Here is a 15,608-nt window from a genome sequence, read left to right as displayed (position 1 = left end):
CCGCCCGCCAGCCCGGAGAGGCGATGATCCGACGAACCCGTTCGCACCCCGATGCACCGCCGCTGCCGACGCTGCGCTACGTCAAATGGCGCTGGCTGCATTTCCGCCGCGCGTGGACCGATACGCGCGCCGACCGCATCCCGAGCTGGTCGCGCCTTTACGTGCGCACCTACCTGCACCTGCTCGGCCTCGTGCTGCTGACCGCGCTCGTGCCGGCGCTCGCGCTGTGCGTCGAATTGTCGCCGCAGGTGGTGTGGCATGCGTTCGACCCGCTGCCCGGCGACATCTATATCGTGCTCGCGTTCGTGTTCGCGGCGCCCGCGCTTGCGGCGTACCGGTGGATGCGGCCCGTCTGGTCGGATCTCGTGATGGTGCGCGAACGTGCGATCGACTTCACGGGCGGGCGCTTCAACACCCGCGCGCGCGAATCGCACAGCGTGATCATCGGTCCGCTCGCGCGCACGCTGAATGCGCTGGCCATGCGCATGGAGCGGCTGATCGCCGCGCAGCGTGACCTTACCAACGGCATTTCGCACGAACTGCGCACGCCGCTCGCGCGTGTGCGCTTCGCGCTGGAGATGCTGCGCGAGCCGGCGTCGGCGGCCGAATACCAGGGCGCGCTCGAAAGCATCGCGCAGGACGTGACCGAGCTCGAGGAACTGATCGACATGAGCCTCACGTTCGCGCGGCTCGAATACAGCTCGCTGCAGTCGAACCTCGAGATGACCGCGCCCGTCGCGTGGTTCGAGCACCAGGTCAAGGACGCGCAGCTGCTGTATCCGGAGCGCACGATCGAGTCGCGCATCGCGCTCGAGTCGGACCTGCGCGTGAGGATGGACCGGCGGCTGATGTCGTACGCGATGCGCAACCTGCTGCGCAACGCGAGCAAGTATGCGCAATCGCGGATCGTCGTCGGCATCGTGCTCGATCACGGCAATATCGGGATCTTCGTCGAGGACGACGGCCCCGGCGTGCCGGAGCAGGAACGCGAACGGATCTTCGATGCGTTCGTGCGCCTCGACCGCCGCACCGGCGGCTACGGGCTCGGCCTGTCAATCACGCGGCAGGTGCTCCACGCGCACAACGGCCGGATCGCAGTCGTCGATCCGGTTGAACTCGGCGGCGCGCGCTTCGAGATCAGCTGGCCGATCTAGCGGTTCACGGCGCAAGGCCCGGCCCGCGGCCATCGCCACGCGTGCGGGTATCGCGCGCCCCGATCTTTTCCGCCCGGATACGGCGCCACACCACATTCACCTTGCGCCTGCCCGACGCCATCGCCGGGCAGGCGCGCTGCCGCATTCCCGTGACGTTTCGTTTGCCGTCCGCGAGCGCTTTGCATTACGATTGCAATTGCAATTATGTGGGCGGGCCTGTCCGCGCCAGCGGCGAAGCCGGCGCAGGGACGATTACCGCCCGTCGTTCATGCATTCCTGCCAGGGCCACGCACCATGCGGTTATTGAACATCGTGTCTTCCCCTCGCGGCGCCGGATCGGCTTCGATCGCCGTCGCCAATGCCTTTGTCGACGCTTGTCGCGATGCGAATGCGTCAATCGACGTCGATACGCTGAATGTCTGGGAAGAGGATTTGCCGGACTTCGACAGCGGCGCGATCGGCGCAAAGTACAAAGGCGTCGCGAACGAGCCGATGGATGCCGCCGAGCAGTCGGTCTGGTTGCGAATCCAGTCGCTCGTGAAGCGGTTTCAGGCGGCGGACCGGATCGTCATCGGCGTGCCGATGTGGAATTTCGGCTATCCGTACAAGCTCAAGCAACTGATCGATCTCGTCAGCCAGCGGAACATGCTGTTTACGTTCGACGGCCACGCCTATGGCCCGCTGCTGAAGATTCCGCGCGCGCTGGTCATCCATGTGCGCGGGCAGAGCCGGGAAGCCGGAGCCGGCGCGGGCAATCCCGGGTTCGGGCATCAGGCCGATTACATCGAGTTCTGGTTGAAGTTCATCGGCGTGAACGAGGTCAGAAGCCTGCTCGTGGAGCAGACGTGGAATGCCAGGGCAGGGGAAAGCATCGAGCGGGCGCGAGCGCGGGTGGTCGAGATGGCCGCGGATTTCTGATCCGGGCGCGCGGGCGCAACGCCAATGCGCAACGCGAACGCGGATGCCGCCGAAGCGGCATCCGCGCATGCTCAGTAGGTCCGGCCGAGCTGCAGGTAGAAGTTGCGCCGCCCGCCCGGCGCGAGCGCAACGCCGATGTAGACGGGCCCGAACGCGGTCGACAGGCTCGTGAAGAACGTATAGCTCTGCTTGAGCGCGCCGCCGCCGATCTGCTGGCCGCTCGACCAGACGTTGCCGACTTCCGCGCTGGCGCCCACCGACAGGGCCTTGATCGGCGACGCGTTGAACGTCATCAACTGATTCATGTAGGTGATCTGGCCGTACGCGAGCTCGTTGCCGTTCAACTGGTCGGCCGCATAGGCGGACAGATGCTGGAAGCCGCCGAGCGTGAAGTTGAACGCGTTGATCAGGTTGGTGCCGCCGATGCTCTTGCCGCCTTCGATCGTCGCGCTGAAGCTGTGCCGGCCGAATTGCTGCGCGATCATCGCCTTGCCGTAGATCTCGGTGTAAGGCGCGTTGTTGATCCCGTCGTCGAAGTCCTGCGCCGATCCGCCGTTGCGCGACACCAGCGAGCGTTCGACGCGCAATTCGGTGAAGTAGCCCTTGCGCGGGAACATCGGATCGTCGAGCTGGTCGATGACGAGCCGCGCGCGCGCAACCAGCGCCTGCGACGTGAAGCTGGGCCAGAGCAACTGCTGGCCGCTGGCATCGAGGTCGAGCGGCAGGTTGTAGGTCGGCGAACCGTGGCCGGTCACGTACCCGAGACCGATCCGGAAATCGCCGAGCCGCGAAATCGGCAGGCCGAAATCGATCCCGGCGCGTGTGGTCTGCATCAGGTACTGCGTGACCTTCACGTCGCCGGTGTCGTCGTACAGGTTCGCGTAGCGGCGCTGGTATTCCGCGTAGGGCGAGATGTAGACGCCATAGGCCATCGGCAGCGGCTGGCGCAATTCGACGCGCGCCGACAGCAGGTCGCTGCCGATCGTCGTATCCGCGCGGAACTCGAGGCCCGATTCGGTGAGCCACGGCCGCCGGTAGCCGACGTGCAGGCGGAAGCCGCCCTCGTCGGTCGAACTGCTCGACATGCCCAGCCCGAACAGCAGGAAATTCGGCCCCCAGTATTTCTCCCGCGCATCGATCTCGAGCACGTTGTCGTCGCCGTGGCTCACGACCTGCTGGGTGACGCTCTCGAAGTTGCCGCCGGTCGTGAGCCCGAGCAAATCCTGGCTGATGGTCTGCGGATCGTAGAGGTCGCCGGGCTTCACGTGCAGCGCATCGCTGACGACGCGTTTCGGCACGCCGCCGCTCGTCTTGATCTCGATACGCGTGATCCGGACCGGCGGCGGCAGCGGCTGCGCGTGCGCGGAGCGGTAGGCGGCGTAGTCCTCGGGGCTGAGCGCGTAGCGCTTCAGGCTCGGCAGTGCGGCGGTCGCCGCCGCTTCGCCGGCGGAGATGGCCTGGTGTGCGTTCTGGAAATCGGTGAAGCTGAGCGAGCCGAGCGCAGGCGTGAGCAGCACGTCGTTCGCGGTGATCTGCTGACGCTGGGCCGAGACGTTCTGGCGAATCAGGATGCCGACCATCTGCTGCATCACGTCGGCAGGCGACGCGAGCGCGTCGAGCGGGCGCAGCTGCGAGCCGATGTCGACGGCGATCACGACGTTCGCGCCCATCTGCCGTGCGGTGTCGACCGGCAGGTTGCTGACGAGGCCGCCGTCCACCAGCGCGCGGCCGTTGATCTCGGCCGGCGCGAACAGCCCGGGCATCGCCATGCTCGCGCGGATCGCGAGCGGCAGCGAACCGTGGTCGAGCACGACCATCTGCCCGGTCTGCAGGTCGGTCGCGACCGCGCGGTACGGAATCGGCAGCCGGTCGAACGGCTGGTTGGTCGGCACGGACGAGGTCCAGTCGGCGAGCAGCGCCTGCAGCCGGTTGCCCTGCACGAGGCCGACCGGCGCCTTCACGCCGTTCTTGCCGAAGCCGAGCGTCAGGCCGTTGATGTACAGTCGCTCGTCCTCGCGGCTGGTTTGCGGCAGGTCAGCACGATCGACCACGTCGAACGCGATATCGGCGAGGTTGACCTCCGATAGCCGCTTCTGCATGTCGTTGGCGGCCATCCCGCTCGCATACAGGCCGCCGACCACCGCGCCCATGCTGGTGCCCGCGATGCAGTCGACCGGGATGCGGTTTTCCTCGAGCACCTTCAGCACGCCGAGGTGCGCATAGCCGCGCGCGCCGCCGCCGGACAGCACGAGGCCGATCGACGGGCGGCCGGCCGGGCCGCCGTCGGCCGTGCAGTCGTGCGTGGCGGCCGGCGTCACGGCGGGAGCAGCGGTCGCGGGCGTGCCGGCCGTGGCGGGCACGGGCGCGGAGGCGGGCAACGGTTGCGCGACGGCCGTGCAGCACCAGAGGCGACGAGCGTCGTGCAGAGCGGGCGCACCCGCGCCCAGCGGAAGGAAACGGTCGCTGTCATGGTGGAAATACCTGGCGAAATCGGGCGTCGGAGGCCTGCCGGGAGCAGGCAAGACCGAGAGATTACCGTGTTTTACAGACGCAATGCGAGAGGCCGTTTCGGAGTCCGATACCCTCGAAGCGGTGTTTTCGGCAATTTCGTCGCGAAAAAATCATCGGAATTGCCTAAAGTATCGGAACGATTTGCCGCTAAGTTTCATGATGGGGCGGCAGGCGCGCCGCGAGGATGCCGCCTGGCCGTTCCGGCCCGTTCGCTCAAAAAGGCTTGATATGTCGACACCGCTGTTCGGAAAGTTGTTTGCGCAACCCGTTGCGATCGACCCTGGAACGGCGAGTACGCGGATTTATACGCACGAACGCGGCGTGGTGCTGAACCAGCCGTCGGTCGTCTGCTTCCGCAAGGCGGGTGCGACCGACGCGCGGCCGACGCTCGAGGCGGTCGGCGAGCTCGCGAAGGCGCTGCTCGGCCGCGAACCGGGGCATCTCGAGGCCGTGCGGCCCATGCGGCACGGCGTGATCGCGGACGCGCACGCGGCCGAGCAGATGATCCGCAGCTTCATCGACATGTCGCGCACGCGCTCGCGCTTCGGCCGCCGCGTCGAGGTCACGCTGTGCGTACCGTCCGATGCGACGGCCGTCGAACGCCGCGCGATCCGCGAGGCCGCGTTCGCGGCGGGCGTGTCGGAGGTCGAACTGATCGAGGAATCGCTGGCGGCCGGGCTCGGCGCGGGCCTGCCGGTGACCGAGCCGGTCGGCTCGATGGTCGTCGACATCGGCGGCGGCACGACCGAGGTTGCCGTGATCGCGCTCGGCGGCATCGTCTATCGCGAGGCGATCCGCGTCGGCGGCAACCAGTTCGACGCGGCGATCGTCAACCACGTCCGCAACCTGTACGGCGTGCTGCTCGGCGAACAGACGGCCGAGCATGTGAAGAAAACGATCGGTTCGGCCACCAGCGCGGTGCCGCGCACGTCGACGCGCGCGGTCGGGCGCAGCATCGGCGATGGCCTGCCGCGCTCGGTCGAGCTGTCCAACCACGATGTCGCGGACGCGCTGGCCGCGCCGCTCAAGCAGGTGATCGGCGCGGTGAAGTCGGTGCTGGAAAACGCGCCGGCCGAGCTCGTGACGGACATCGCGAATCGCGGCGTGGTGCTGACGGGCGGCGGCGCGCTGCTCGCCGATCTCGAACGCCTGCTGTACGACGAGACGGGGCTGGTCGCGCGGATCGCCGACGAGCCGGCCACCTGCGCGGTGCGTGGCGCCGGCGAGGCGATGGGGCGGCTCGCGATGTGCCCGGTCGACTGAGCCGGGCCGGGCCGCGCGCGCGGCCGTTCACATTCTTTCGATCTCCGGATCAACGATTCTGTTCTGACGGGCTGCGCCGGCCGGGTTGCCGAACGCGCGAGCAGCGGCCGTCATCGATCCGTCGCGTGGACACGTGCGAGCACGCCGTGCTAGCGTGACGCGCCCGTGCGGGGCGGGCCGGCCGATACAGTCGATATGGCCGCCGATGACCTGAGAGACCGACAACCTTGAACTACCGAACCAAACGGGGCTTCGTGGCCCGAACCGGCCGCCTGCTGGCCCTCATTGCGTGTATCTGGGCCGCAGCGGCCGTCGTGCTCGTCGTATCCGGGATGCGGATGCCGAGCGAGGCGACGGACGTCGCCGTGATCTTCGGCAACGCGCTCGACGAGACCGGCGCGCCGAAGCCGGTGCTCGCAGCCCGGCTCGACGCTGGCGTGAGCTGCTATCGCACGGGGCAGTGCCCGGCGTTTCTGGTTAGCGGCGCGATCGACGGCCCCGGGCTGAACGAGGCGACCGCGATGCGCGACTATCTCGTCGCGCGCGGCGTGCCGGCCGACCGGATCGCCGTCGACGACCAGGGCGACAACACGCTCGCGACCGCGCAGCACACGCTTGCCTACCTGCAGGCGCACCGTGTGTCGCGCGTGCTGATCGTCAGCCAGTACTACCACCTCGCGCGGGCGCGCCTCGCATTCGAGCGCGTCGGCATTGCGCGGGAGAACATCTCGGCCGCATATCCGCGCCGCTTCCAGCTGCGCGACGTTTATTCGAGCTGGCGCGAGGTGCCGGCCTACACGGTGTATGCGGTGCGCCTGTGGCTGAATCCCGACGCGCGGCCGGTTTCATTTCGGCCGATGCTGTATCTGATGAGCCTGTTTTCGTAATGCGGTGCGCGCGGGCGAATGCCGCCGGCGCGCATGATTCTCTTTCCCCTTCAGATTTCCTGCCGTCTCGCGCCGGATGCGGCGCGCCTGCTTTTTCAATTTGCGGAACGCCAGAAAAACCCGGTTTTTACCGATCGATTAGCCGTGCGCGGATTATCGGCATCGACGATTTGTGAACGTCAGGGTATTGCGAGGCAGAATCCAGGTGCGGCCAATCGCGGCCGTATATTGGCGTTTCCACGGATGCGGTGTTTTCGATGTTTTTGCGAAAGATCAAGCGATCTGGACGGGAAACGTGCGGAGCGTGCCGTCGGGCGTGTCGCGGCGAGTAAAAAATACCCGATCCGTCGCCTTTGATTCGATGGGTAAACATCGACTGGAAAATGACACAAGTTTGATATAGCCTTGTCAGACAAAAGCAGGGCAGTAATCAAACCAACCAGAAAGTCGCTGCAGAAAAAACCGGGGGCAACCGTCATGTCATTCGACTAGTTTCGCATCTGCAATTCAGGTTCGATTAAAGATTCATCCATGAATCAACCGACGTCGCATCGCGACCGCCGGAGCGGATGCTTTTGTCCGCGATTTTCTGCTGTCGGCCGTTCGGTGCGGCCGCGATACCAATACCAAAGCCAATAACGAGGGAAAGCATGAACCTTGCGCGTTCGAAAAAAGCTGGCGAGCCGTTTCCGAGATTTTTGTTGCCGACCGGCGTTTTCCTGGCGCTGTCGGGCGCGGGCATCGTTCCCGCTTATGCGGGCTGTACCGCGGCCGGCACCACCGTGTCCTGCTCGGGTGCCGCGAACCCGCTGTCTCCCAGTTATACGAATGGCGGCAACAACCTGAACGTGACGGTCAATCCCGGCGGAAGTCTCGGCGTGCTGCTGGGCGTCGGCGGCAATGCTTTGACGCTGATCGGCAACAACAATACGTTGACCAACAACGGCACGATCGATCCGTCCTTGCTCGGCACGGGGCTTGGCGTGCTGTCGAGCGGGGCCGTGATCGGCAACGCGTCGGCGAGCACGACGACCGTGACCAACAACGGCACGATGAAGGGCTCGACGGGCGTCGCGCTGAGCGGTGCGACCGGGATGGCGCTGGCCGTGCAGAACGGCACGGGCGGCACGAGCAACATCACCAATACCGGTACGATCAGCTCGACCGCCCTGGTCGGCGCGACGCTGGTCGGCGCGGACGCGCCAGTCGTGGTCGCCTACGGCGGCGCACAGGTCAATTTCAACAACAGCGGCACGATCAACGGTCGCGTCGCGTTCCAGTCGTCAGGCGCGCCGGGTACGGGCAACACGTTCACCAACTCGGGCACGATCAACGGCAGCGTGTCGATGGGCGTAAACAGCACCAATACGTTTACCGCGAACACCGGCTCGTCGGTGAACTCGGCCGGCGGCACCGGGGCGTCGCTGAACCTCGGGATCGGCGCGGTCACGATCGGCATCGCGGCGACGGGTACGGTGGATGGAGGCGCCGGCGGCAACAACACGCTCAAGCTGCAGCAAGCCGGCGGCGGGCCGGCGACCGGTGCGATCAACAACACCAACTACATCAACTTCCAGCACATGGAAGTCGGCAGCGGTACGTGGACGCTGACCGGCGCGTCCAGTGCCCAGGACGCGACGCTGAACGGCGGCGTGGCGATCATCGACAACAACGCGGGGCTCGGCACCGGCACGATCACGGGCAATGGCGGCGCGATCCAGAGCGCGAATTCGAGCGTCAACCTGAACAACGGCGTGACGCTCGCCGCGGGCGGGCTGACGGTGCAGGGCGGCAACAATCTCGCGCTGTCGGGCACGATCAGCGGCGGCGGCGGCCTGACGAAGAACGGCACGGGCACGCTCACGTTGTCGGGCGCGAACACGCATTCGGGCGGTACCGCGCTGAACGGCGGCGAGATCATGCTCGGCAACAGCAGTGGGCTGGGCACGGGCACGCTGACGGTGGGTGGCGCGGGCACGCTCGATACCAACGCGAACATGACGGTCGCCAACAACGTTGCGATCAACGGCGGTGCGACGTTGACGCTGGGCGGCAGCAACAGCCTCGAATTGTCCGGGGCCGTTTCGGGGGCGGGCGGCCTGGTCAAGAACGGCGCGGCCACCACGACGCTGACCGGCGCGAATACATACACGGGCGGCACGACGGTCAACAGCGGCACGCTGGCGCTGGGCGCGGGCGGCTCGCTCGCAGCGACGGGCGGCGTGAACCTCGCCGGCGCGGGGGCGACGTTCGACATCAGCGCGTCGGGCGCGAACCAGACGATCGGCGCATTGAGCGGTGCGGCCGGCACGACGGTGGCGCTGGGCGGCAACGGCCTGACGCTCGGCGATGCCACGAACGCGACGTTCAGCGGCACGATCGGCGGCACGGGCGCGATCACGAAGCAGGGCAGCGGCACGGAAACGCTGACGGGCGCGAACACGTACACGGGCGGCACGACGATCAACGGCGGCACGCTGGCACTCGGTGTGGGCGGCTCGCTTGCAGCGACGGGCTCGGTCAATCTGGGCACGGCGGGTGCCGGCTTCGACATCAGCGGCGCGGGCGCGAATCAGACGGTCGGCGCGTTGTCGGGCGTCGGCGGCACGACCGTGTCGCTCGGCGCGAACACGCTGACGTTCGGCGACTCGACGAATCAGACGTTCGGCGGTTCGATCGGCGGCACGGGCGGCATCACGAAGCAGGGCAGCGGCACGGAAACGCTGACGGGCGCGAACACGTACACGGGCGGCACCACGGTCAACGCGGGCACGATCGCGATCGGCGCGGGCGGTTCGCTGTCGTCGACCGGCACCGTGAATCTCGCGAATACGGGCACGGCGCTCGACGTCAGCGGCGCGACCACGCCGCAGGCGATCGGCGGGCTCGAGGGCGCGGCCGGTTCGTCGGTCAATCTCGGCTCGAAAAACCTGACGCTGGGCGATGCCGGCAATCACACGTTCGCCGGCACGATCGGCGGCACGGGCGGGATCACGAAGTCGGGTACCGGCACCGAGACGCTGACGGGCACGAATACGTACACGGGCGGCACGACGATCGCGGGCGGCACGCTCGCACTGGGCGCGGGCGGCAGTCTGGCGGCAGGTGGCGCCGTGAACCTGAGCGGCGCGGGTTCGACGTTCGACATCAGCGCGTCGGGCGCGCCCCAGACGATCGGTGCATTGAGCGGCGTGGGGGGCACGACGGTGGCGCTGGGCGGTAACGGCCTGACGCTCGGCGATGCCACGAACGCGACGTTCGGCGGCACGATCGGTGGCACGGGCGCGATCACGAAGCAGGGTAGCGGCACGGAAACGCTGACGGGCGCGAACACGTACACGGGCGGCACGACGATCAACGGCGGCACGCTGGCAATCGGTGTGGGCGGCTCGCTTGCAGCGACGGGTTCGGTCAATCTGGGCACGGCGGGCGCCGGCTTCGACATCAGCGGCGCGGGCGCGAATCAGACGGTCGGCGCGTTGTCGGGCGTCGGCGGCACGACCGTGTCGCTCGGCGCGAACACGCTGACGTTCGGCGACGCGACGAACCAGACGTTCGGCGGTGCGATCGGCGGCACGGGCGGCATCGTGAAGCAGGGCACGGGCACACAAACGCTGACGGGCGCGAACACGTACACGGGCGGCACCACGGTCAACGCGGGCACGATCGCGATCGGCGCGGGCGGTTCGCTGTCGTCGACCGGCACCGTGAATCTCGCGAATACGGGCACGGCGCTCGACGTCAGCGGCGCGACCACGCCGCAGGCGATCGGCGGGCTCGAGGGCGCGGCTGGTTCGTCGGTCAATCTCGGCTCGAAAAACCTGACGCTGGGCGACGCCGGCAATCACACGTTCGCCGGCACGATCGGCGGCACGGGCGGGATCACGAAATCGGGCACCGGCACCGAGACGCTGACGGGCGTGAATACGTACACGGGCGGCACGACGATCGCGAGCGGCACGCTGGCGCTGGGCGCGGGCGGCCGGATTTCGGGCAGTTCGGTCGACCTGACCGGTGCTGGCGCAACGTTCGATATCAGCAGTTCGGGCGCGAGCCAGACGATCGGCGCGCTGAACGGCGTGGCCAGCTCGAACGTGATGCTCGGCGGCAACACGCTGGTATTCGGCGACGGCACGAACGGCGCCTTCGCCGGCACGATCGCCGGCACGGGCGGGTTGTTCAAGCAAGGCAGCGGCACGGAGACGCTGACGGGCGTGAACACGTACACGGGCCTGACGACGATCGGCGGCGGCACCTTGGCGATCGGTGTGGGCGGCAGCATCGCGGCATCGAGCACCGTGAGTCTCGGCGCTTCCGGCACGAAGCTCGACCTGAGCGGCGCGGGCGCGCCCCAGACGATCGGCGCGCTGATGGGCGTGGCCGGTTCGACGGTGGCGCTGGGCGGCAACGGCCTGACCTTCGGCAGCACGGCCAGCCAGACGTTTGCCGGCGCGATCACGGGCACGGGCAGCGTCACGAAGCAGGGCAGCGGCACGGAGATGCTGACCGGCACGAACACGTACACGGGCGGCACGACGATCAATGACGGTACGCTCGCGCTCGGCGCGGGCGGCTCGCTTGCGGCGACGGGCGCCCTGAATCTCGGTGGGTCGGGCGCGATCTTCGACATCACGACGTCGGGGGCGAACCAGACGATCGGCGCGTTGTCGGGCGTCAACGGATCGTCGGTGCGCATCGGCGGTCAGTCGCTGACGTTCGGCGATGGCACGAACGCGACGTTCGGCGGGTCGATCGTGGGCACGGGCGGCATCACGAAAGAGGGCAGCGGCACCGAAACGCTGACGGGCGTGAACACCTTTACGGGCGACACGACGATTGCGAACGGCACGCTGGCGATCGGCGCGGGCGGCAGCATCGCGTCGAGCAACGCGGTGAACCTGACGGGCACGGGCGCGGCGCTCGACATCAGTGCGAGCGGCAACGCATCGATCGGCGCGCTGAACGGCGTGGCCACCTCGAACGTGACGCTCGGCGCCAGCACGCTGACGTTGGGCAACGGCACGAACGGCGCCTTCGCCGGCACGATCGCCGGCACGGGCGGCGTGACGAAGCAGGGCAGCGGCACCGAAACGCTGACGGGCGTGAACACGTACACGGGCACGACGACGATCAACGGCGGCACGCTGGCGATCGGCGCGGGCGGCAGCATCGCGTCGTCGGGCACCGTGGATCTCGGCAGCACGGGCGCGACGCTCGACCTGAGCGGCGCGGGCGCGAACCAGACGATCGGCGCGCTGACGGGCGTGGCCGGTTCGACGGTCGCACTCGGCGGCAACGACCTGACCTTCGGCGGCACGGCCAGCCAGACGTTTGCCGGCGCGATCACCGGTACCGCGGGCGTGACGAAGCAAGGCGCAGGCACCGAAACGCTGACCGGCGTGAACACGTACACGGGCGGCACGACGATTGCGGGCGGCACGCTGGCGATCGGCGCGGGCGGCAGTCTCGCCGCAGGCGGCGCGCTGAACCTGACCGGTGCGAACGCAACGTTCGACGTCAGCGCGTCCGGCGCAAACCAGGTGATCGGCACATTGAGCGGCGTGCGCGGTTCGACGGTCGCGCTCGGCGCGAACGGCCTGACGCTCGGCAGCGGCGGCGGCAGCGCGACGTTCGGCGGCACCGTCGCGGGCACCGGCTCGCTGACGAAGGTCGGCGCAGGCACCGAAACGCTGACGGGCGCGAACACGTACACGGGCGGCACGACGATCGACGCGGGCACGCTGGCGCTCGGCGCGGGCGGCAGTCTCGCGGCGACCGGCGCGGTCAACCTGAACGGCATCGGCGCATCGCTCGACCTCAGTGCCGCAGGCGCAAACCAGACCATCGGCGCGCTGAGCGGCCTGTCCGGTTCGACGGTCGCGCTCGGCGGCAACACGCTGACGTTCGGCGACGGCACGACCCAGACCTTCGGCGGCGCGATCACGGGCACGGGCGGCATCGTGAAGCAGGGCGGCGGCACGACGACGCTGACGGGCGCGAATACGTACGGCGGCGCGACCACGATCGGCGCGGGCAACCTCGTGATCGGCGCGGGCGGCAGCCTCGCGGGATCGACCACCGTCAACCTGACGACCGCCGGTGCGGGCTTCACGCTCGGGACGGGCGCCGGCACGCAGACCGTCGCCGGCCTTGCGGGCGTCACGGGCACGACGGTTGCGCTCGGCGGCAATACGCTGACGCTCGGCGGCGCGGCGAACACGTCGTTCGGCGGCACGATCGGCGGCACGGGCGCGATCGTGAAGAACGGCACGGGCACGCAGACGCTGTCGGGCAACAACACCTACAGCGGCGGCACGACGGTTGCGGGCGGCACGCTCGTGCTCGGCGGCAACGGCGCGCTCGGCACGGGCGCCGTGACGGTGGGCGCGGCAAGCACGATCGATACGACGAGCGCGGTGAATCTCGCGAATGCGGTCACGCTGAATGCGAACGCAACGATCGGCGGCACGCAGGACCTGACGCTGTCGGGCGTCGTGTCGGGCGCCGGCGGCCTCGTCAAGGACGGCCAGGCCACGCTGACGCTGAACAACAGCAACACGTTCCAGGGCGGCACGGTGGTCAACGGCGGCTCGCTGGTGCTCGGCAACAGCCAGGCGCTCGGCACCGGCGGCCTCACGCTGAACGGCGGCAGCCTCGCGCTCGGCAGCACGAACGTGGCGCTCGACGGGCTGAACGGCGGGGCGAACGGCACGCTCGACACCGGCACGGGCACGCTGACGGTGGCGGGCGGCGGCACCTTCGGCGGCGCGCTCACGGGCGCCGGTGCGTTGACCAAGAGCGGCAGCGCCACGCTCGTGCTGACCGGCGCGAGCAATTACGCGGGCGGCACGACCATCGCCGGCGGCACGCTGCAGATCGGCAACGGCGGCACGTCGGGCAGCATCGCCGGCAACGTCGCCGATTCGGGCACGCTGGTCTTCAATCGCTCGGACAACCTGTCGTTCGGCGGCGCGATTTCCGGCACGGGTTCGCTGACGCAGGCCGGCAGCGGGCAACTGACGCTGACGGGCACGAGCACGCTGAGCGGCCCGACCACGGTCAGCGCAGGCACGCTCGCGGTCAACGGGTCGCTCGGCCCGTCGATCGTCACCGTGCAGAACGGCGCGACGCTGACGGGCACCGGCACGATCGGCGGCCTGGTGGTGCAGAGTGGCGCGACGGCGGCTGCATCGCAGCCGGGCGCGGCGCTGAACGTGGCCGGCAACGTCACGTTCCAGCCGGGTTCGACGTTCCAGGTCGCGGCCACGCCGCAGCAGAGCGGCAGCCTCGCGGCGGGCGGTGCCGCGACGCTGAACGGCGGCACCGTGCAGGTGCTCGCGAACCAGAGCGGCTACCAGCCGAGCACGACCTACACGATCCTCAGCGCCGCGTCGGGCGTGCAGGGCGCGTTCAGCCAGGTGAGCGCGAACTATGCGTTCCTGATGCCGAAGCTCAGCTACGATCCGAACCACGTGTACCTGCAGCTGGTCGCGAACGGCACCGCGCTGCCCGACGTCGCGACGACGCCCAACCAGCGCTCGGTCGCGACCGCGATCGGCGGGCTCGGCGCCGGCAACGCGGTATACGACACGGTGCTGACGACCGACGCACCCACCGCGCGTCGCGCGTACGGGCTGCTCGACGGCGAATTGCAGGCGAGTATGAAGAGCATGCTGCTGCTCGACAGCCGTTATGTGCGCGACGCGGTGACCGATCGCGTCCGGCAGGGCCTGGCCCCCGGATCGGGCCCGCTCGCCGCGCTGTCGTCGGGCGGCGCCGCGCTGTGCGGCGACAACACGGCCGGCGCGGTCGACCCGACGCTGCCGCCGGAACGCCGGATCGGTTCGCGTGAAGGCTGCTATGGCGGTACGCCGTACCAGCCGGTCGTCTGGGGGCAGGCGTTCGGCGGCCGCAGCCGGCTCGCCGGCGACGGCAACGCATCGTCGATCAACCGCAGCATGACGGGCTTCATCGCCGGCGCCGACATGGCGCTCAACGACAAGTGGCGTGCCGGTCTGGCCGCGGGTGTCACGCACAGCTCGCTCGACAACGACCAGAGTTCGTCGGCGTCGGTGAACAGCTACTACCTGTCGCTGTACGGCGGTGCGCAGTACGGCGCGCTCGGCGTGCGCGGCGGCGCGTCGTACACGTGGTACCGGATCAACAGCGACCGTTACCCGGGCTTCGCGGGCTTCTCCGATCACGATTCGGCCGGCTACGACGCGAATTCGGCGCAGGTGTTCGGCGAAGTCGGCTACGCGCTGCCGGTCGGGCCCGTCGCGATCGAACCGTTCGCGGGCCTCGCGTACGTGAACCTGCATACCGACGGCTATACGGAAACCGGTGGCGCGGCTGCGCTGCGAGCCGGCGGCGAGACGACCCACGTCGGCTTCTCGACGCTCGGCCTGCGCGCGGCTTCGCAGCTCGGTTCGATCGCAAGCGGCACGCTCACCGCGCGCGGGACGGTCGGCTGGCGGCATGCGTTCGGCAACGTGCGGCCGTCGTCGGCCTTCACGTTCGCGAACGGCGGCACGTCGTTCCAGGTGTCGGGCGTGCCGATTGCGCGCGACAGCGCGGTGCTCGAAGCCGGTATCGACGCGAACATCACGAAGCGCCTGACGCTCGGCCTCACGTACAGCGGCCAGTTCGGCAGCGGCGTGCGCGACAACGCAGTGCTCGGCAACATCCTGTGGAAGTTCTGACGAAGGCCTGACCGGCGCCTGGCGCACCCGCGCCAGCGCCCGCACGCGACGCCATGCGGCGACGGAGACGTCGCATGGCGTCGCGGCCGTTTCGCTGCGCACGTTCCCCGTTCTGGCCTATCCTGTGCGAAACACGCGACGCGCGCCGCGCGTTGCGCCTCGACACAGGAGCA

At 68.8% G+C, this 15,608-nt stretch carries 8 protein-coding genes; 6 read left to right on the top strand and 2 right to left on the bottom strand.

Annotation, left to right across the window (positions count from 1 at the left end; genetic code table 11):
- Positions 1-23 precede the first annotated feature (23 nt).
- Positions 24-1,154, top strand: coding sequence for an ATP-binding protein (locus BBJ41_RS24430; RefSeq protein ID WP_069748833.1), 1,131 nt, complete (start codon positions 24-26; stop codon positions 1,152-1,154).
- A gap of 294 nt (positions 1,155-1,448) precedes the next feature.
- A complete protein-coding gene (locus tag BBJ41_RS24425) occupies positions 1,449-2,072 on the top strand; it encodes an FMN-dependent NADH-azoreductase (protein WP_069748832.1) in 624 nt (207 codons plus the stop codon).
- A gap of 71 nt (positions 2,073-2,143) precedes the next feature.
- Here the strand turns inward: BBJ41_RS24425 and BBJ41_RS24420 are convergent, their stop codons facing one another.
- Positions 2,144-4,450, bottom strand: a complete 2,307-nt coding sequence (locus BBJ41_RS24420; protein WP_236872141.1) for a patatin-like phospholipase family protein — start codon at positions 4,448-4,450, stop codon at positions 2,144-2,146.
- A 361-nt stretch (positions 4,451-4,811) separates the two neighbouring features.
- On the opposite strand from BBJ41_RS24420, the gene mreB reads away from it, so the two are divergent.
- From mreB to BBJ41_RS40585, 3 genes are all read left to right on the top strand, one after another.
- Positions 4,812-5,846 (top strand): rod shape-determining protein, encoded by a 1,035-nt coding sequence (gene mreB / locus BBJ41_RS24415; protein ID WP_069748831.1) that lies wholly within the window; start codon positions 4,812-4,814, stop codon positions 5,844-5,846.
- A gap of 227 nt (positions 5,847-6,073) precedes the next feature.
- Positions 6,074-6,733: a YdcF family protein gene (locus BBJ41_RS24410; RefSeq protein ID WP_069748830.1), complete on the top strand. Its 660-nt coding sequence runs from the start codon at positions 6,074-6,076 to the stop codon at positions 6,731-6,733.
- Positions 6,734-6,766: 33 nt separating this feature from the next.
- Positions 6,767-7,090: a hypothetical protein gene (locus tag BBJ41_RS40585; RefSeq protein ID WP_156814855.1), complete on the top strand. Its 324-nt coding sequence runs from the start codon at positions 6,767-6,769 to the stop codon at positions 7,088-7,090.
- A gap of 160 nt (positions 7,091-7,250) precedes the next feature.
- Here the strand turns inward: BBJ41_RS40585 and BBJ41_RS41930 are convergent, their stop codons facing one another.
- Positions 7,251-7,385, bottom strand: coding sequence for a hypothetical protein (locus BBJ41_RS41930; RefSeq protein WP_257786495.1), 135 nt, complete (start codon positions 7,383-7,385; stop codon positions 7,251-7,253).
- On the opposite strand from BBJ41_RS41930, the gene BBJ41_RS24405 reads away from it, so the two are divergent.
- Positions 7,384-15,435, top strand: a complete 8,052-nt coding sequence (locus BBJ41_RS24405; RefSeq protein WP_069748829.1) for an autotransporter-associated beta strand repeat-containing protein — start codon at positions 7,384-7,386, stop codon at positions 15,433-15,435. The genes BBJ41_RS41930 and BBJ41_RS24405 overlap by 2 nt on opposite strands.
- Positions 15,436-15,608 lie beyond the last annotated feature (173 nt).

This window comes from Burkholderia stabilis (genome assembly GCF_001742165.1).
Lineage (GTDB): Bacteria > Pseudomonadota > Gammaproteobacteria > Burkholderiales > Burkholderiaceae > Burkholderia > Burkholderia stabilis.
Note: the sequence above shows the minus strand (reverse complement) of the source record. Positions and strands in the feature narration are given on the sequence as shown.

What these genes read in the sequence shown, in the direction of transcription:
- mreB (WP_069748831.1), top strand. Translation starts at nt 4,812, where the DNA reads ATGTCGACACCGCTGTTCGGAAAGTTGTTTGCGCAACCCGTTGCGATC.
- BBJ41_RS40585 (WP_156814855.1), top strand. Translation starts at nt 6,767, where the DNA reads ATGATTCTCTTTCCCCTTCAGATTTCCTGCCGTCTCGCGCCGGATGCG.
- BBJ41_RS41930 (WP_257786495.1), bottom strand. Translation starts at nt 7,385, where the DNA reads ATGCTTTCCCTCGTTATTGGCTTTGGTATTGGTATCGCGGCCGCACCG.
- BBJ41_RS24430 (WP_069748833.1), top strand. Translation starts at nt 24, where the DNA reads ATGATCCGACGAACCCGTTCGCACCCCGATGCACCGCCGCTGCCGACG.
- BBJ41_RS24405 (WP_069748829.1), top strand. Translation starts at nt 7,384, where the DNA reads ATGAACCTTGCGCGTTCGAAAAAAGCTGGCGAGCCGTTTCCGAGATTT.
- BBJ41_RS24425 (WP_069748832.1), top strand. Translation starts at nt 1,449, where the DNA reads ATGCGGTTATTGAACATCGTGTCTTCCCCTCGCGGCGCCGGATCGGCT.